The sequence below is a fragment of the Rhodospirillales bacterium genome, assembly GCA_023898785.1.
Lineage (GTDB): Bacteria > Pseudomonadota > Alphaproteobacteria > Micavibrionales > Micavibrionaceae > TMED27.
Window position 1 is genome coordinate 1,117,887 of sequence record CP060239.1, and the last position, 17,057, is coordinate 1,134,943.

The 17,057-nt window shown below is 49.8% G+C and carries 17 protein-coding genes; 13 read left to right on the forward strand and 4 right to left on the reverse strand.

Features of this window, described 5'->3' with window-relative positions; genetic code table 11:
- Window positions 1–30: 30 nt before the first annotated feature.
- The 3 genes from H6859_05675 to H6859_05685 form a co-directional block, all read right to left on the reverse strand.
- Window positions 31–429, reverse strand: coding sequence for a hypothetical protein (locus H6859_05675; GenBank protein ID USO04659.1), 399 nt, complete (start codon window positions 427–429; stop codon window positions 31–33).
- Window positions 422–856, reverse strand: coding sequence for an RNA polymerase-binding protein DksA (gene dksA / locus H6859_05680; protein ID USO04660.1), 435 nt, complete (start codon window positions 854–856; stop codon window positions 422–424). Before dksA ends, H6859_05675 begins: the two co-directional genes overlap by 8 nt.
- Before the next feature lie 98 nt (window positions 857–954).
- The gene (locus H6859_05685; protein ID USO04661.1) at window positions 955–1,392 is read right to left on the reverse strand and encodes a flagellar assembly protein FliX; all 438 of its coding nucleotides are present in this window, start codon (window positions 1,390–1,392) and stop codon (window positions 955–957) included.
- A gap of 282 nt (window positions 1,393–1,674) precedes the next feature.
- Between H6859_05685 and H6859_05690 the strand changes: the two genes are divergently transcribed.
- From H6859_05690 to flaF, 11 genes are all read left to right on the forward strand, one after another.
- Window positions 1,675–2,868, forward strand: coding sequence for a flagellar basal body P-ring protein FlgI (locus tag H6859_05690; GenBank protein ID USO04662.1), 1,194 nt, complete (start codon window positions 1,675–1,677; stop codon window positions 2,866–2,868).
- The gene (locus tag H6859_05695; protein USO04663.1) at window positions 2,868–3,248 is read left to right on the forward strand and encodes a rod-binding protein; all 381 of its coding nucleotides are present in this window, start codon (window positions 2,868–2,870) and stop codon (window positions 3,246–3,248) included. The genes H6859_05690 and H6859_05695 overlap by 1 nt, the downstream gene beginning before the upstream one ends.
- Entirely contained in the window at window positions 3,241–3,723 is a 483-nt protein-coding gene (locus tag H6859_05700) for a hypothetical protein (protein ID USO04664.1), read from the forward strand. Before H6859_05695 ends, H6859_05700 begins: the two co-directional genes overlap by 8 nt.
- Window positions 3,720–4,208, forward strand: a complete 489-nt coding sequence (locus H6859_05705; GenBank protein ID USO04665.1) for a flagellar protein FlgN — start codon at window positions 3,720–3,722, stop codon at window positions 4,206–4,208. The genes H6859_05700 and H6859_05705 overlap by 4 nt, the downstream gene beginning before the upstream one ends.
- A gap of 17 nt (window positions 4,209–4,225) precedes the next feature.
- Entirely contained in the window at window positions 4,226–5,908 is a 1,683-nt protein-coding gene (locus tag H6859_05710) for a flagellar hook-length control protein FliK (protein ID USO04666.1), read from the forward strand.
- 19 nt (window positions 5,909–5,927) lie between these two features.
- A complete protein-coding gene (locus H6859_05715; GenBank protein USO04667.1) occupies window positions 5,928–6,620 on the forward strand; it encodes a flagellar hook capping family protein in 693 nt (230 codons plus the stop codon).
- Window positions 6,621–6,827: 207 nt separating this feature from the next.
- The gene (locus H6859_05720; GenBank protein USO04668.1) at window positions 6,828–8,576 is read left to right on the forward strand and encodes a flagellar hook-basal body complex protein; all 1,749 of its coding nucleotides are present in this window, start codon (window positions 6,828–6,830) and stop codon (window positions 8,574–8,576) included.
- A gap of 324 nt (window positions 8,577–8,900) precedes the next feature.
- Window positions 8,901–10,493 (forward strand): hypothetical protein, encoded by a 1,593-nt coding sequence (locus tag H6859_05725; GenBank protein ID USO04669.1) that lies wholly within the window; start codon window positions 8,901–8,903, stop codon window positions 10,491–10,493.
- A gap of 183 nt (window positions 10,494–10,676) precedes the next feature.
- Complete coding sequence (locus tag H6859_05730; protein USO04670.1) at window positions 10,677–12,359, forward strand: flagellin; 1,683 nt, start codon at window positions 10,677–10,679, stop codon at window positions 12,357–12,359.
- Window positions 12,360–12,524: 165 nt separating this feature from the next.
- Window positions 12,525–12,926: a flagellar biosynthesis repressor FlbT gene (locus H6859_05735; GenBank protein ID USO04671.1), complete on the forward strand. Its 402-nt coding sequence runs from the start codon at window positions 12,525–12,527 to the stop codon at window positions 12,924–12,926.
- Window positions 12,901–13,335 (forward strand): flagellar biosynthesis regulator FlaF, encoded by a 435-nt coding sequence (flaF, locus tag H6859_05740; protein USO04672.1) that lies wholly within the window; start codon window positions 12,901–12,903, stop codon window positions 13,333–13,335. Before H6859_05735 ends, flaF begins: the two co-directional genes overlap by 26 nt.
- Before the next feature lie 84 nt (window positions 13,336–13,419).
- Here flaF and H6859_05745 read toward each other — a convergent pair whose 3' ends face one another.
- Window positions 13,420–13,929, reverse strand: coding sequence for a hypothetical protein (locus tag H6859_05745; GenBank protein USO04673.1), 510 nt, complete (start codon window positions 13,927–13,929; stop codon window positions 13,420–13,422).
- Between the two features lie 396 nt (window positions 13,930–14,325).
- Between H6859_05745 and fliF the strand changes: the two genes are divergently transcribed.
- Window positions 14,326–15,972, forward strand: coding sequence for a flagellar M-ring protein FliF (gene fliF / locus H6859_05750; protein ID USO04674.1), 1,647 nt, complete (start codon window positions 14,326–14,328; stop codon window positions 15,970–15,972).
- A gap of 55 nt (window positions 15,973–16,027) precedes the next feature.
- Window positions 16,028–17,047 carry a flagellar motor switch protein FliG gene (gene fliG, locus H6859_05755; GenBank protein USO04675.1) on the forward strand — a complete coding sequence of 340 codons (1,020 nt, stop codon included), beginning with the start codon at window positions 16,028–16,030 and terminating at the stop codon, window positions 17,045–17,047.
- Window positions 17,048–17,057: the final 10 nt, after the last annotated feature.

Below are 17,057 nucleotides of genomic sequence, written 5' to 3' on the forward strand. Positions count from 1 at the left end.
TGTTAAACGTCATGGCCGGTTTTTTTATGTTTACAGTCCAACATGCAGGTTCTGGTCAAACCGGGGGACGTTCTTTATGTCGCCCCTTCTCATATACCCTGCAAGTCTTCGGGATATCGAACCCGTCACCTCAGACAAAGCTCCACGTAATTCTGCATAGTATACCCTGTTTTCCTGTGTATACGCTTTTAATGATGTATCTCCCCCATTCAGCCTGATTTTCAGAAAATCCAAAGCCAGGTAATCTAAATAGTTGCTTGCATATGGAAACGTATAACTATGAAGTCGTACGGAGATAAAATCCTTTACCGGATCAGAAAGTTTTGCTGACAATGCCTTCGCATCTTCTGCTGTTGCTATTTGTCCAAAAAGTGCATTCAGTTCGCTTTCAGCCTGCGCTGCCTCGTTATGCGCATATACCTTAATCATCGCGCTGGGTTTTTTCCATGCGCTCGTGGCGTTCCTGCGCTTCCAGAGAAAGCGTGGCGATGGGGCGCGCCTTGAGGCGAGCAATTGAGATCGGCTCACCGGTTTCTTCACAATAGCCGTATTCGCCGTCATCGATTCTTTCGAGTGTGCCGTTGATTTTGGAAATCAATTTTCGTTCACGGTCACGGGTGCGCAGCTCCAGCGCGTGGTCGGTTTCTTCAGATGCACGATCCGTCATGTCTGGTTTTTGAAGTTCGGTGCCTTGCAAAGTTTTGGCAATGGTTTCTTCAGATTCACGAACAAGCTCACCACGCCATTTGATAAGGGCCTGTCGAAAATATTCGATCATCACCGGGTTCATAAAATCGCCTTTGTCATTTTCCGGGTCGTAGTCCGGGGGGACAATCACACTGTTGGTTGAACTCATGGTTTTTCAAATCCCTATTGCTTAAACACATTAATCAAGGCGAAGACTATATTGAAGGGTTGAGCCAGTGACAAGCAAAACTATCGCTGCAGGCGCAATTAGTTGCGAGCATCAAGCGCCACGCGCATTTTAGCCAGCTCAACCTGAGCGCGCAGGTCAATTTCATCCATAATATCGGTCAGGGCCGGGTCCATGATTTTTTCGCGGTGGGAAGCGACGACATCGGCGATGTCGATCATATGACCGACGGTCAGCGTGCCGCCGAGCATGGCCATGCGGATTTTCTCCAGCTCATCGAGAATGACACCGGAGCGCTTACGGGCGCGCTTTCGCGCAGCGCCTTGCGTGGGGTCTTCGGCACCCTGAATGGCGAGCAGCGCATCGACCTGGGCGATGGACTGCGTATTTTGCGTGGTGGCCGCAGCGGGCGTGTCTTTGGCGATAAAATCGCCGAAGCTGGCATCGCTTTTGGAGGTTTTGCCGCTTTTTCCTGTTTTAGAGGGGCCTTTTGCGCCGCCAGGGCCTTGTACTTTCATACGCGTTTCTCACCGTTATTTTTTTTCACTATAGCGCGTTTTGTTTAGAACCGGAAGATCGGTGTGTGGATAAGTCGGCGGAAAGATTTGCCGCCCCGATCATTTTTGCCTGGCTTTAAATCCATAAACAATAAACACCCCCACCCTAACCCTCCCCCTCAAGGGGGAGGGAGCTTATGGGGCAGGAAAAATAGAGAAATAACAAAACTGGCACGGACTTCGCATAGAAGGATATGCAGGATATTTTTTCCTGCCCTGAAAGCAAGCAAGAGTAAGAAACATATGCTGGACAGAGCGATTATAAATGATGAGATCATAACACCGCCTGCGGGACGGTCCTCCTCCCCCGTATTGGCAGCCTCCCGGGCGGTGTTTGCCGTTTTCGTTTTTGCATGCCTCAGCGTTTTTCTTATTACCAGCGCGCATGCCAAGACCTCACGCATCAAGGATATTGTCGATATTGAAGGCGTGCGCGATAACCAACTGGTTGGTTATGGCCTTGTCGTGGGACTCAACGGCACAGGCGATTCCTTAGGGAACTCCCCATTTACCGAGCAGAGCCTGATTGCGATGCTGGAGCGTCTGGGCGTCAATATCCGCGGACAGAATTTGAATACCGGGAATGTGGCCGCCGTTATGGTGACGGCCACCCTGCCCCCGTTTGTCAATCAAGGCTCTCGCGTTGATGTAAGCATTTCTTCGCTGGGCGATGCGGCAAGCCTGCAGGGCGGAACTTTGTTGGTGACGCCTTTGCTGGCGGCGGATGGCGAAGTTTATGCCGTGGCCCAGGGCGAGGTGAGTATTGCGGGCTTTAGCGTTTCCGGTGAGGCAGCGACGGTGACGCAGAATATTCCGACCTCCGGGCGCATTGCCGAAGGTGCGATTGTCGAGCGCGAAATTGATTTTAAGCTGGAACAGTTACAGCAAGTACGTCTGGCTCTCAAAAACCCCGACTTCACAACGGCACGGCGAATTGCCCAAGCTATTAACGGCTTTACCTCTGCTGATTTATCGAAGGCAGAAAATTCTGCCAGCGTGGTTTTGCGTCGTCCCTCTAACTATGACGGCACGATTGTCGATCTTATCACCGATATTGAGCAATTGCCTGTGCAGCCCGACCAACCTGCTCGCGTAGTGATTTCAGAGCGCTCCGGCGTGATCGTGATGGGCGCAGATGTGCGGATTAGCGATGTGGCGATTGCGCAGAGCAATTTGACGGTCAAAATTACCGAAACGCCGCAGGTTTCTCAAGCCAACCCGTTTGCCGAAGGTGGCGAGACCATCGTTGTGCCGCGCACGGATCTGGCGGTGAATACGGGTGATGACGTGAAGCTGGCGATGATGGAAAGCGGCGTCACTTTGCAGGATCTGGTTACAGGGCTGAACCGTCTTGGTATGAAACCGCGTGACATTATTACCATCATACAGGCCATTAAAGCCGCCGGCGCGCTTCAGGCAGAAATTGAGGTGATGTGATGGCCGGCTCTCTTACTCCCGATACGAATATGGCGCTGTTGCAGGCTTCGCAGACCAACCCGGGCAAGGCCGCAAAAACGCTTAAAGATGCGGCCAAGTCGCATGAAATGCAAAAAATTGAAGCGGCGGCGCAGGATTTTGAAGCGGTGTTTATTGCCGAAATGATGAAACCGATGTTTGCGGGCATTGAAACACAAGCTCCGTTTGGCGGGGGCAAAGGCGAAGAGATTTTCCGCGGCATGATGATTCAAGAATACGGCAAGATGATTGCACAGACCGGCGGGATCGGCATTGCCGACCATGTGAAGGACCACATGATCCAAGTACAAAGCCAAATGCAAAATGAACAAAACCCTGAAGGAGCGACAAGCGATGAATAACGTTTCTCAACATCAAAATCCTGCGTCAAATACTCTCAATGTCCTGCCGCAGGAACCTTCCATGGCGTTGAATATGCTGATCCGGCTGACGAATAACCTTTCTGTTTTAGCCGATCGGGAAGCGCAAGCTTTGGCACAAAATGACATGGTTACTTTTGCCATCCTTCAAGACGAGAAAATACTTGTAACTGAACAGTATGTGGCGGCTTCTGAAGAATTTAGAAGCAAGCTGAACACTTATCGCGGGGCAGATAGCTCCCTGCTCGATCGGCTGGAGCGGCTGCAGCGCGATCTGGGTGAAAAAACCAAAGGGAATAACGAAGTCGTACGGCAAATTTACGGTCGGGCGCAAAATCGTACGCAGAGCGCCCTTCTTACCGCGCAGGAACTGGGACAAAATCACAAGCTGCGCGAACGCCCGGCTGTTAACGAAAATGCGGATGCGAAAAACCGTAAAACGGGAGAGACATCATGAAGCATCAAAATCAACTTTTATCTTCCCAGAAGAAAAACTTCCTTTCCGCAGATCCGAATAAGGCCATGCAGGAAATGATGGATGTGATCGACCGGATGCGCGGCGTCTACGTTCGCGAAACCGAAGCGCTGGAAGATATGGATACGAAAGGCTTTATCGCCCTGCAGGATGAGAAGATACAGGCAACCAATATATATAAGTCAGGTGTCGAAGATATTTTACGCCGCAAATGTGAGATGAAGGCCGTTAATCCGGCGCTGAAAAGAGATCTGGAGCGGATGCAGGCCGATTTTGCCGCGTTGTCTTCCAAGAATATGGACGCTCTGAAACGCATGCAACGCACGATGGAACGATTGGGACAAACCGTGCAGCGCGCAGCTAAAGAGTCGGTGAATAAACAGCGTGCTTTTAGCTATGGCGAGAGCGGAAAAATTCATAACGACGAACGCAAGAGCGTTTCAATCGGCGTCAGCGAGACGGCCTAGAAGGACCTATGAGTGATATGAGTATCGAGAACTTTTTTACAACCCGATCTTTTATTTTGCCCGCGCAGGCACAAAGCGTGGCGCAGGGCAAAGTCCTGCCCGGCGGGCAGGCGCAGGGCGTGAATTTTCTTGATTTCATTCTGGCTCAAATCAACCCAGTTCGTGACGAGGCACAAAGCGCGGGGAAAACCGCCGTACAAAACACTGAAGACGGCCCCTTACAATCGGACAACAAGTTGCTGGAGAAAAAACCAGAATTGAATGTCGCTGAACTTCTGGCGGCCAACCCCGAGATTGAAGAAGAACTGAAAGACTTTATTGAGAGCACGCAACTTGATCCCGAAGCAGCCCTTACGCAGGTTTTACGTCTCAATCAACAGGCGTTTGATAATGTTTTAAAACCGCTTACGGATGGCATTATCACGACAGCAGAAATCGCCGAGGGTAGCCCGCGCATTTTGCAGGCTTTCCTGATTGAACAACCACAAGATGATAGTAAATTTATTATTGATATCAATACGCTCAAGGAAAAAATTGAATCAATCCTAGAAGAAGGCGGACCAGAGCTGATCGCATTGAATTTAACACCGGAACAGCTTGATATTGCACGAAGTTTATCGGAAGTGGCGCCATTACCCCCTGAACTCCAAGACAACCCGTTTGCTACGTTGGTGCAGATGATTGCGCCGGTCAATCAACCAGAAACGGAGGCTGTATCCTTCGCGCAAGAGATCATTCAGGAGATCAACGAGGATCCGGCGCTGCAGAATCTGGTTGCGATTTTATTGCCGCCAACAGCCCAGCCACAACCAAAGGCGCAGCAAACACTCGATACAACCTTACCGCCGCAAGCCTCTTCGCAAGCATACAACCAAATGGAAATACTGGCGATGCGGTTGAATAATTTAAGTGTTGGCGGTAGCACACCGCCGCCTGCCGAAGGCGAAGCGTTGTTTACTCTGGAAGATTATGAAGGCAATTTACAACCCTCACAAGATGGCAAAGGTCAGAGTAAGGGGGGAAATAACGCCGCCTTTGAAGCGCTGATGAATGCGGAATCAAGGGGCAACACGACCCCTGCCCCATCGCCAGATTTAAGCGTTTTGCAAAACTGGCCGTTTCCGGCTGGCAGCACGTTATTTTCCGCATTTGAATTCGGGCAGGAACTTACAGATCAATATGGGTTGAACACAACCTCAAGCGCGCCTTCTACGCTCGGCACCCTGACCAGCGCGATTACACAGGCTCAAAGCGCGGCGAACGCGCATCCGGCTACGCAGATGGTTGCCGTAACCCTGCAAAAAGCGGCTGGCGCTGGCGAGAACAAAACCCTGACGCTGCAGCTTGAGCCGCCGGAACTGGGGCGGGTGCAAGTCAAGATGACATTTGGCGCGGACAAGACGGTTAAGGCTGTCTTGCTGTCTGAAAAACCCGAAACGCACATGATGCTGCAACGTGATGCGCAGACTTTAGAGCGGGCATTGCAGGGGATTGAACTGGACAGCGATGGCGGACTGCAATTTGAACTGGCCGAACATGGATTTGATTTTGATCAGAACAACCAGCGCGGCGGCGGGCACGATAGAGGCGGCACAGGTGCGGGCGAAGACGCCGACGGCGTTGAAGAGAGTATTGAAACCACAATGACATGGCAGGTTGATCCCGAAACGGGACACATGCGCTATGACATCGTGGCGTAAAATTTAAGGAGAAAACCGGATGGTTTCAGATGTATCAGTTAATACGGCGCTTAATCAACAAGCCAAGACGCAGATTGCATCAGACAAGCTGGCCGAAGATTTCAGCCAGTTCCTGACACTGCTGACCGTGCAGCTGCAAAACCAGGACCCGCTCTCGCCCATGGACACAACTGAGTTCACCAATCAGCTTGTCGCCTTTACCGGGGTGGAACAACAGATCAACACCAACCAGAAACTCGATTCACTGGTTTCTCTGCAACTCGGCAACGTCATGGGGTCGGCCCTGGGGTATGTCGGCCTTGATGCGAGCTATATTTCTTCTGAATTTTATGCGGACGGAGAAAGTCCGGTCACAATTAATTACGCCCTGAATGATGTATCGGTCGATGCGACAATCCGTATAGAGAGCGAAACAGGTGATCTTGTTTATGAGGGACCGGCGGAAACCTCAGCCGGCAGCCATGAATTTATCTGGGACGGGCTGGATCAATTCGGTAACCCGGCCCCTGCCGGAACATACAATGTGCGGGTTGATGCCCTGGACATCAATGATGAAGCGGTTGGATCGACAATCGTTGTTGAGGGCCGCGTACGCGGGGTCGAAACACAAAACGGCCTTGTCTTCCTTCTGATTGGAGAGCGCGCCGTTTCCGTCAGCAATATTTTAAATGTCAGCCAACCGAATAGTGAAGATACAACCAGAAACACCTGAAGAGGAGCAAACAGCATGAACACCCTAGCCCAAACAACACCGTTGAAGAAACCTTCATTGCTCGTTTTAACATTATGCCTGAGCAAGGCGGCAGTAATAGCTATGACACACCGCCTGCAAATGGCCTGTGTGTTTTATTTAAAACCTTAACCCCAACACTCAAAACCACAAGAGACGCAAACAAGATTTAGACAAAGGAGAAAAACAATGGGACTTTTTGGATCACTCTTTACCGGCGTATCGGCGCTGTTCGCACAAAGCCAAAACACGGCAATTATTTCGAACAATATTGCCAATATCAGCACAACCGGGTTTAAACGTTCAGAAGCGGCATTTGAAAGCCTTGTAACATCACAAAGCCGGTTATCGACTTATTCACCGGGGACAGTGACAGCCAATCGCCTCCAGCGGGTCGACCAACAAGGCGCCCTACAGCAGACCGCTTCAACGACGGATGCGGCGATTTCCGGTAACGGTTTCTTCCCAATCAAACGCGACCCTTCCGACCAACAGGAATTCCTCTACACGCGCGCCGGGCAATTTTCCGAAGATTCCCAAGGACTTTTGCGGAATGCCGCCGGATTTGCACTTTATGCGTGGCCAATTGATGCCAACGGCGACCTTCCAGCGAACCAGGGCGACCTTACTTCTTTGGTGCCGGCTGATGTGGCCTTCCTTGGTGGATTGACCCGCCCAACATCAAATGCGGAACTGGCGATTAACCTGGATGCAAATGCGATTGATAAATCCCTAGCTGCCTCTGTTACTGGCGCAGCAGATTTTTCTCGTGGAATCACCGTGTTTGACAGCCTGGGTTCAGCGCAGGTTCTAACGCTGGAATACACCAAAACATACGGACCTCAAGCTACTGCAGGCGGCTCCATCGGCAGCTTGCTCGCGACTGATAACCTGATCACAGACCTTGGTTTGACACCAGGCGATACGTTCGATGTTTCAACCGAACTTGGCGGACCGTTGACCATGACTGTTGTAGCCGGAACGCCTGCCCTGCCTGGCGATGTGCAGACCGTTAACGACATCATCACCGAAATTAACAATGCCGGTATTGGCGCCAGCGCCTTTCTCGGCAACGATGGTGAGTTGGTCATTCAGCGTGATGAATTTACAGGCGGTGCTGTTAACACCCTTACAATTGCCAATGGTGTCGGTACGCCGCTTACTGGTCTTGGACTGATTGCCGGGGTGTATACCTCTGATGATTTGTCTGGGGCAGCGCCCAATTACGACAACGGTTTATTTGCCGATTCCCCGCCCTATTCCAACAGCGGCGGCACAGATACAAACACTTTCCCGACCTTCCAGTTCCTGCCCGGCGATGCTCAATATAATAATCGCGGCTGGTGGCAGCTCAATATCAAGCACCCGGACGGCACGTCACTGTCACGCGGCCTGCTGAACTTTAACGGCGACGGGACGCTCAACTCCCTGCCCGATAATTCCGGGGACATTGACATTAACCTGACCCAAATTGACTGGAACAATGGATCAAACGCACAAAATATCGATATTGATATTGAGCGATTCTCTCAATTTGCCGGGAACTTTGATGTAATTTTCTCTGATCAGAACGGTGCCGAGCTCGGTCTGCGGACCGGGGTTGAGATTGATCGCGACGGGGTTGTAATTGCCCGATTCTCCAACGGCGCATCAGCTGATCTTTATAAAATTCCACTGATCACTTTTGCCAACTCTAACGGCCTGACAGAAGTCTCTGGAACGGCTTATTCAGAAAATCAGGAATCCGGTGAAGAGAATTTGCGCGAAGCCGGAACCGGCGGTGCCGGGTTTGTTGAACCCTCGACACTGGAAGCGTCAAACGTTGATTTAGCGGATGAATTTGCGCGGCTAATTGTCTCACAAAGAGCGTTTGGCGCGGGGACGCGTGTAATCAACACGGTCGACCAGATGACGGAAGATTTGTTGAGACTGCGGTAATAATACATAAAGTTTGGATCTTGAGCTGTAGGTTCGCTACCCGCAACCGTCCTAACCCCTAAGGCTCAGGGTCCGAATATCTGCTGACTGCTATGATCCAGAATGGAGAGTAGCGACTTGCAGACGGGCGCACCGGGTAATGCCCTAACCTTACCCATCTGGGAGAACCCAACCGCTCCGGTGCGCCCTCTTTTTCCACAAATACTAATATTAAGTCCTGTTTTTTTCCAAAACCTCAAGACATTGTTAAAATCTTTATGATTAAATGTAGGGTGTAGAATTGCGTGTAGTATATGCGCATGTATGTAATTTGCAGGATGCAAAATGACTGTTGGCGAGATCATCTTGGGATCGGCTCTTAAGGGGACGTTACTGAGCATTAACCGTACACAAAGTACGATTGATGAGATTACACAACGTTTGGCTTCCGGCCTAAAAGTTAATTCCGCTATTGACCAGCCACAAAATTTCTTTACCGCGCGCAGCTTGAAATTCACCGCCAGCGATCAGACACGCTTGCTGGACGGCATAGGTCAGAGCATTCGAACCATACAAGAGGCCATTACCGGTCTGGAGGCAGTTGAACGGCTTATCAATCAGGGCGAAGCGCTGGTTATCGAATCAGAAAAAGCGCTTTTACTTGGTGAAACTGACCCAGCTGTTGTTCCACGGATTGTTAATGTCAGCCCACCTCCGCTCAGCACCCTGATCACCGCAGGTGCGCCGGATGCATATTTTCGCCTGAATGAAACGGCAGGCGCTATTCAAGATTACGGAACACTCGGCCCAGTCACCGCCAACCGATTAGGCGGGGCAAGCGCCGGAGCGGCCGCTCTTTATTCCAACGGGGCAGCTCCCAGCGTCAATTTTGACGGCATCAATGACCGCATTCTGGTTGCCGATGCCCCGCATATTAACCTGAACGCAACACCAGCGCGTACAGTCGAGCTTGTCTTCAATGCTGATGACCTCACAGGGCGACAAGTACTGTATGAAGAGGGCGCTACCATTAACGGTCTTACGATTTACCTTGACGGTGACAGGCTTTATGTCACAGGGGAAGACGATCAGGGCGCACAACGCTGGGCTGATGCAAACATCAACAGCAGCGCCATTGGCGTACAGATTCAGACCGGACAAACATACCATGCCGCCTTTGTTTATGATATGGCAACAAACAGCTTTAGCGGCTACCTTGACGGCGTCCTTATGGGTAGCGTCAGCACCGCCGGGGCGCCAAGCTTTCCATCTCATAGCGGAAATATAGGCATTGGCGCAGCCGTGGACGGTGTGCAGTTCCATGACGGCGAAGCTGGCGCAGGATTTAACTTTGACGGACGCATTTCTGATGTCGCCATCTATAATCGCGCCCTTAGCACTACCGAGCTATTACGCCATGCCGATTCACTTGAAGGAACGACATCCACTATCTATGAAAATATTAATTATAACAACCTGTTGGACGAGATTGATAATCTGGTTGTTGACGCCCATTATAGAGGCATTAATTTGCTGCTGGGGGAAGATTTACAAACCATTTTTAATGCAGAGCAAACCAGCACCCTTACCACAGAAGGTCAAGACTTCAGTACACGGGGGTTGAAGCTAGTTAAACGCTCCCAATTTAACAACCTCACAGATGTACGCGATATTCTTGATGCGCTGCGCGATGCAAGAGCGGTTATACGGGCGTTTGCCTTTACATTGACAAATGACCTATCTATAATTGAAATACGAAATACTTTCACACGTGATACGATCAACGCAAATCTGGCCGGCGCCGATGATCTGACCGTGGCTGATATGAACAAAGAAGGAGCCAACCAATTGGCTGCACAAACCCGACTGGATCTGGGCATTACAGCCCTTAGCCTAGCCGGGCTGTCGCAGGGCTCCATACTGGATCTTGTAGGATGAAAAATCCTTTTGAAATGTGGATTGCACGAAGCATGCGATGCAATATATCCACAGAGGAATGCATAAAAAGAAAGGGATAAATTGCGTTAACAATCTTTTCATTTTTATGATATATTCTGTAAGAGTGAGCCCAAGTATTGGGCGATGCAGGAAGCATGCACAAACCTAGGAAAGGAAAACACTATGTCTTCTGATGTTGTATTGACCGCAGCCTTGCGGAATAACCTACTTTCTCTCCAGAACACACAAAGCTTGATTGACTCCACGCAGCTTAGATTGGCTACGGGTCTGAAAGTTAACTCTGCTCTGGATAACCCTCAAAACTTCTTTACCGCGCAAAGCCTGAATAACCGGGCCGGCGACCTTGGTCGTCTCTTGGATGGTATCGGCCAATCCATTCGGACTATCGAAGCTGCTGATAACGGTATTACCGCTTTGACAAAGCTTGTAGAGCAAGCCCAATCGATCGTGCAGTCTGCACGTGATGAGTTGGCGGCGTCTGAAGGTGAAGCGCGCCTTGTCGGTACAGTTGACCTGAGAGATACAGGGACTGGCGACCTTGTTGCCGACCTCGGTATCGCGAACGGCGCTACGCTGGACATTATCACAACTGATGATTCCGGCGCACAGATCACACAGCAAGTGACAATCGACACTGGCGATACGGCCTATTCTTTGGCTGCAGAAATCACGAACGCTTTTGCCGATAATGAAAACGGAGAAATCGTTGCCAGCATTTCCGATGAAGGTTTCCTTCAGATTGAAAGCGCTGACGGCCGGAGTTTCCGTCTTGTTGATGAAGCGACAACAGCGATTACCCAGGCTGGACTTGATGCTCTTGGTATTGGCGAAGCCTTCTCGACTGAAACGCGCACAGGTGCAGGTACGACTGATCTTACGGCCACTATCGTAGCCGGAAGCACAGTGACCTCAATCTCCCTGTTCGAAGGTACCGGTGACTTGGTTGAAGCCGGCGACCTTATTGGTGGTGCCGGGGTGTCTTATACAGATGCAGACGGTAATACCGCGTTCTCTCTGACAACCGGTAGCTTAGGCATTACGGTTACTGAAACTGACGGCACATCAACAAGCTCAACTGTTGTTGCTGTTACTGGCTCCTTCCAGGATTTTGTCGACAGTATCAACCAAGATGCAAACCTTAACCAGTTGGTGAGCGCTAATTTCGACAGCTCCACGGGACAGCTCAGCATTACTTCGCTTGATGATCAGGTTGCCAATGTTGAAATTAATGTTGCTGGCGCTACTGCTGCTGATACGATTAGCCTTGGTCTTGGCGACCCAACCGGAAATCTGGACCCGATTACTGCCGGGGCAGGTGCTGAGGATATTTCTATTAGATTTAACAACAGTACCGAAGCTCTCGACAGTTTGGCTGGGGATTACAATACGCTCCGCGCCCAGATCGACTCTCTGGTTGCCGATGCTCAGTATCGTGGAATCAATCTGCTTAACGGTGATGACTTGGTTACATTCTTTAACGAGAACAATACAAGTTCACTGACCACGAGCGGCGTAACTTTCACGGCTAACGGCCTCAGCATTACCGAAGCCTCTTTCCGCTCCAGTACAGAGATTGAGCTGTCTGCCACGCAGGCTCGCAACGCTCTGGAGGCTGTGCGGAGCTTCGGCTCCTCTCTGGCCAACAACCTGTCTATTATTCAGACACGTCAGACTTTCACCGAGCAAACGATCAATACGTTGCAAGCCGGTGCGGATGACCTGGTTGTTGCAGACCAGAACGAAGAGGGCGCAAACTTGCTGGCCCTGCAGACACGTCAGGCTTTGGGTGTTACATCCCTGTCTCTGGCGTCTCAGTCACAGCAGTCTGTACTTCGACTCTTCTAATTTTAAATTCAAGGGCATTGCCCGAATTCGAAAAAGCCCTAGCAGAACGCCGGGGCTTTTTTTATCTCCTGCAGCGTTTAGATTTTTTATATTTTATAAAGATAAAAGCTGATATAATGGCGGAGTATGGGCAGAAAGCCGTATCTAAACGAAAGGAAGAATTCCATGGCTCTCGTTATCGATCTCAAACCCGGCGAAAAAATCCTTATTGGCGAAGCTGTCATTACCAATGACAGTCAGCGCACACGCCTGCATATAGCCGGTGATGCTCCGATTCTACGTGAAAAAGATGTGATGCAAGAAAGGGAGACTGATACGCCTTGCAAGAAAATTTACTTCCTTGTCCAGTGCATGTATCTGGCCAATACGCCCAAACGGTATTACGAAAAATACTTTGCGCTTGTACAAGAGGTTCAGCATGCTTCTCCATCTTCGGCATTTTTCTTTATGCAGATTAACGAGGAAATTATTAGCGGCAATTATTACAAAGCCCTGAAACTCGCAAGACAACTCATCGCTCACGAAAAGGAACTCTTAGAGAATGCCTCCCAACCCGCCGCAAAATAACCCATATGCTCAAGCTGCTGGCGCCTATGGCGACAACGCGCAAAAGAACACGCCCGACCAGCGTGAGCTTGAAGGGCGCGTTTTATTGAAATCCGCCAAAATGATTAAAGACCTTCAGGATGACTGGGAGAATATGAACACCGAAATTCTCGAGAGCACCTTGAAATATAACCGTCAGGTCTGGATGGTGTTTTACGATACCGCCATCGAGAACCCGGAAGGTGACCGCCCCAACGATTTGCGCAGCAATATTGTCAATCTCGCCAATTTTATTTTTAAGCGCGAACTGGAGATCATGGCGAAGCCAGAGAAGCATAAGCTAGATGTTCTTATTAATATCAATCGTGAGATTGCCGCCGGTCTAATGGTTAAACCGCCTGAGACGACGCACCCCAAAGATAAAACATAATTTCTTAGGGGCTGACATTAAAAAAGCGCTTCCCTTGAAGCGCTTGCTCGATAATTTACCATGTATAATTTACCATGTATAAACTTAGGCCGTAACACTCACCGTAGAGGCAAACTGTTGGCCGGATTGTGCGCCTGCGCTTAAAGCAGCGACAGCGGCCTGTGCAGGGCCACCAACGGATTGAGTTGGCGTTGATTGTGCAACCTGCTGGGTCTGGAACGCCGCAGATGTAACGTCAAAATTTGACGAAGACGTCGAAGATCGAGCAGTATTAACGGGATCGGCCGTCGTGCGCTCAATTTCAGCACGCGCAGCGGCCTGACGTGCAGCCTGAACGCGGCGCTGTTCCAATGTTGATTCTGAGGGGAATTGTGTCAAAATATCGCCCGTATCGGAGTCGCGTATTTGCAATACGGCTGTGTCGAAGCGGGTATCGACTGAAACATACGGGCTAACATAGGGTGCAACAGGACCACGCGCAACGCTCTCCACAGCCTCTATATCGGCCGCGAAAGAATTCAAAGTCGCCACCTGGTCCGCAGTAAAACGGGCCTGCTGTGCGTTCGATATGGCTGAATTTACAGCTTCTATCATAATTAACGTCCTAACCGCCTGTCCGATTTATAAAAAATATATGGGAACAGGCATAATACCCTACTATCATGGTACCTTAACCGCAAACAAAAGTCAAGTTTTCCGTCGGGTTTCCCACACCATTTCATGCTTACCAACCCCTTGAAAAATAATTAAAATATTTTGATCCCCCTCCAAAATCAAGAGAAGATGATTTTCAGCTCTATACTCCCCCCTTTTGGAAGGTTTTTCTGGAACAACAGACCAATGGAAAAAGGTTAAAAAAACGTCTATACTGTAAGGATAACCTGTTTTCCCGATTCGCTAAATCGGAGAAGATAGTGAATAAAAAAGGCTACCCCTATCCTCTGTGGGGTTCTAGCCATGCGCAAAATGAGAGAATAAAGGTCGGAAACCGTGAGTAGTTTTGTTGATACATTGAAACAGCTTGGCCCGTCGAGATTGGCTATTATGGGCGGCATTCTCGTCGGATTGCTGCTGTTTTTCGTGTTTGTTTCCATGCGCGTTTCCACGCCGGAAATGAAACTGCTCTACAGCGATTTATCATCCGCGGACTCTGGTGCTATCGCTGCCAAACTCGAAGAGAGCCAGGTTCGTTATGAAGTTTCCCCGGATGGCGGGCGGATCATGGTTTCGGAAGATGAGGTTGGACGTGCACGGCTGTTACTGGCCGAGGCCGGACTTCCTAATGGCGGTTCATTGGGATATGAAATTTTTGACAAACAATCGGGCTTCGGGACAACGAACTTTGTCCAAAATATCAATCAGGTGCGTGCTCTTGAGGGAGAACTTGCCCGCACAATCAGCTCTTTAAGTTCTGTTCGAAGCGCCCGCGTCCATCTGGTTTTACCCCAGCGCGAACTTTTTAGCCGCGAAAGCCGTCCATCGAGCGCCAGTGTTTATTTGGGCGTCCGCCCCGGTGCGATTGTTGAGCGTGAGCAGATATTGTCCATTCAGTCGCTGATTGCCTCGGCGGTACCGGATCTGAAGGCCGATAATGTTACTATTATTGACAGTAACGGAAACTTGCTGGCCAAGGGTGGGGAAGATAATCGGGAAAACATGCTTTCCGTTAAAGCAGAGGAGATGCGCCGGAATTATGAATCTCGCCTGACAGAAAAGATTGAGGATCAGGTGAGCCGTATTGTCGGGTATGGCAATGTGCGCGCAATTGTCACTGCGGAAGTTAATTTTGATCGTATCAGCACAAACGAGGAAGTTTTTGACCCAGAGGGTCAGGTTGTTCGCTCTTCTCAGGTTACCGAGGAGAATAATACAGAGCGCGATCCGGCTCCTGAAGATATCAGTGTTCAAAATAACCTGCCGGGCGTGGGCGGAGATCTGCTTTCAGATACCGCACCAACTGCTGAGAATAGCCGCCTTGAAGAGGTTACGAACTTTGAAATCAGCCGCACGGTACGTAACACTGTGCGCGAGGTGGGGGAAGTTAATCGCCTGTCTATCGGCGTTCTGGTTGACGGGCGCTATATCACAAACGAAGAAGGAGAACGCGTTTACGAAGAGCGCTCTGAAGAAGAGCTTGCCGAGATCGAGGAATTGGTGCGCAGTGCGGCCGGTTATAATGAAGATCGCGGCGATGTGATTACAGTTAAAAATTTGCAGTTTGCTGAAATCGATACCAATGAAGAAGCAATTGACGAGAGCATGCTGTTTGGTTTCCAGAAATCTGATTTGATTGATGCTGCAGAGGTCGTGCTGGTCGGGATTATGATCATTTTGGTAATTCTGCTGATCCTGCAACCTATGGTTTCAAGACTGCTGGCTGTCAGTGATACGGAGCTGGATGAAGACCTTGAGGCTGATTTGCTGACTATGCGCCCGGCTGCCCCGGCTCTGGAAGGGCCAGATGCCATTGGCGCCTTCGGTGGAGGTCAAGGTGATGAGGAAGAGAGCCTGATTGATATTCAAGGCGTTGAGGGTAAGGTTAAATCTTCCTCTATCCGCAAGGTCGAAGAAATCGTTGAGAATTATCCGAATGAAACCGTTTCCGTTATCCGCAGCTGGATGACACAGGAAAGTTAAAGCATGAGAGATACCGCCCAACAGCCTATGAACAGATGGGAGACGAACCATTAATATGCGTGTGCGTGAAGATTACAGAACGTTGAGCGGCCCGGAAAAGGCTGCGATCCTGTTGCTGTCATTGCCAGAAGATCAGACTGCGAAAATTTTTGAGCAGATGGATGATGAAGAAATTATGGAACTCTCACAGACCATGGCCGGGCTTGGAAAAGTTAGCCCGAATGTGGTGGAACGGTTATTTGTTGATTTTGCAGAGCAGATGACTTCAACGAACTCTTTGATCGGGACACAAGACAGTACTGAAAGATTGCTCGCCAAGGCTGGTCTTTCCGGTGACCGTATTGAAAATATCATGGAGGAAATTCGTGGCCCGGCCGGACGCACGATGTGGGAAAAGCTGGGCAATGTGAATGAAGAAATTCTAGCCACATTCCTGCAAAAAGAATATCCGCAGACGGTTTCGGTGGTTCTTTCTAAAATCCAGACTGATCACGCCGCGCGTGTTTTGGGGATGCTGCCCGAGAATTTTGCGCTTGAGGTTATTCACCGAATGTTGCGTATGGAGGTGGTACAAAAAGATATTTTGGAAGAGGTTGAGCGCACTTTGCGTCAAGAGTTCATGACCAACCTGGCGCGGACACAGAAAAAAGATTCTCACGAGCTTATCGCCGATATTTTCAACAATATGGAGCGTGCGGTCGAAACGCGCTTTATGGAAGAACTGGAAAAATCAGCACCCGATTCCGCAGAGAAAATTCGTTCGCTCATGTTTACATTTGAAGATCTTATCAATCTTGATCCGGCCTCTGTGCAAACACTTATACGCGCTGTTGATAAAGACAAATTGCCAACGGCCTTGAAAGGTGCGACAGAGACGATCAAGGATCTTTTCTTCTCGAATATGTCAGAGCGCGCGGCAAAGATTATGAAAGAAGATATGGCTGCGATGGGGCCTGTGCGACTTAAAGATGTTGAAGAATCCCAGCAATATGTCGTTAATGTTGCGAAAGATCTCGAGTCACGCGGTGAAATCACAATTGCCAGCGGTGATGCCGAAGACGAGCTTATCTATTAATCTTGATTTG

Excerpts from the sequence above, each read along its gene's own strand:
- H6859_05730 (USO04670.1), top strand. The coding sequence starts at position 10,677 with ATGTCTTCTGATGTTGTATTGACCGCAGCCTTGCGGAATAACCTACTT.
- H6859_05745 (USO04673.1), bottom strand. The coding sequence starts at position 13,929 with ATGATAGAAGCTGTAAATTCAGCCATATCGAACGCACAGCAGGCCCGT.
- H6859_05720 (USO04668.1), top strand. The coding sequence starts at position 6,828 with ATGGGACTTTTTGGATCACTCTTTACCGGCGTATCGGCGCTGTTCGCA.
- H6859_05725 (USO04669.1), top strand. The coding sequence starts at position 8,901 with ATGACTGTTGGCGAGATCATCTTGGGATCGGCTCTTAAGGGGACGTTA.
- H6859_05700 (USO04664.1), top strand. The coding sequence starts at position 3,241 with ATGAATAACGTTTCTCAACATCAAAATCCTGCGTCAAATACTCTCAAT.
- H6859_05715 (USO04667.1), top strand. The coding sequence starts at position 5,928 with ATGGTTTCAGATGTATCAGTTAATACGGCGCTTAATCAACAAGCCAAG.
- H6859_05685 (USO04661.1), bottom strand. The coding sequence starts at position 1,392 with ATGAAAGTACAAGGCCCTGGCGGCGCAAAAGGCCCCTCTAAAACAGGA.
- dksA (USO04660.1), bottom strand. The coding sequence starts at position 856 with ATGAGTTCAACCAACAGTGTGATTGTCCCCCCGGACTACGACCCGGAA.
- H6859_05695 (USO04663.1), top strand. The coding sequence starts at position 2,868 with ATGGCCGGCTCTCTTACTCCCGATACGAATATGGCGCTGTTGCAGGCT.
- flaF (USO04672.1), top strand. The coding sequence starts at position 12,901 with ATGCCTCCCAACCCGCCGCAAAATAACCCATATGCTCAAGCTGCTGGC.
- H6859_05705 (USO04665.1), top strand. The coding sequence starts at position 3,720 with ATGAAGCATCAAAATCAACTTTTATCTTCCCAGAAGAAAAACTTCCTT.
- H6859_05690 (USO04662.1), top strand. The coding sequence starts at position 1,675 with ATGCTGGACAGAGCGATTATAAATGATGAGATCATAACACCGCCTGCG.
- H6859_05710 (USO04666.1), top strand. The coding sequence starts at position 4,226 with ATGAGTATCGAGAACTTTTTTACAACCCGATCTTTTATTTTGCCCGCG.
- H6859_05675 (USO04659.1), bottom strand. The coding sequence starts at position 429 with ATGATTAAGGTATATGCGCATAACGAGGCAGCGCAGGCTGAAAGCGAA.
- fliG (USO04675.1), top strand. The coding sequence starts at position 16,028 with ATGCGTGTGCGTGAAGATTACAGAACGTTGAGCGGCCCGGAAAAGGCT.
- H6859_05735 (USO04671.1), top strand. The coding sequence starts at position 12,525 with ATGGCTCTCGTTATCGATCTCAAACCCGGCGAAAAAATCCTTATTGGC.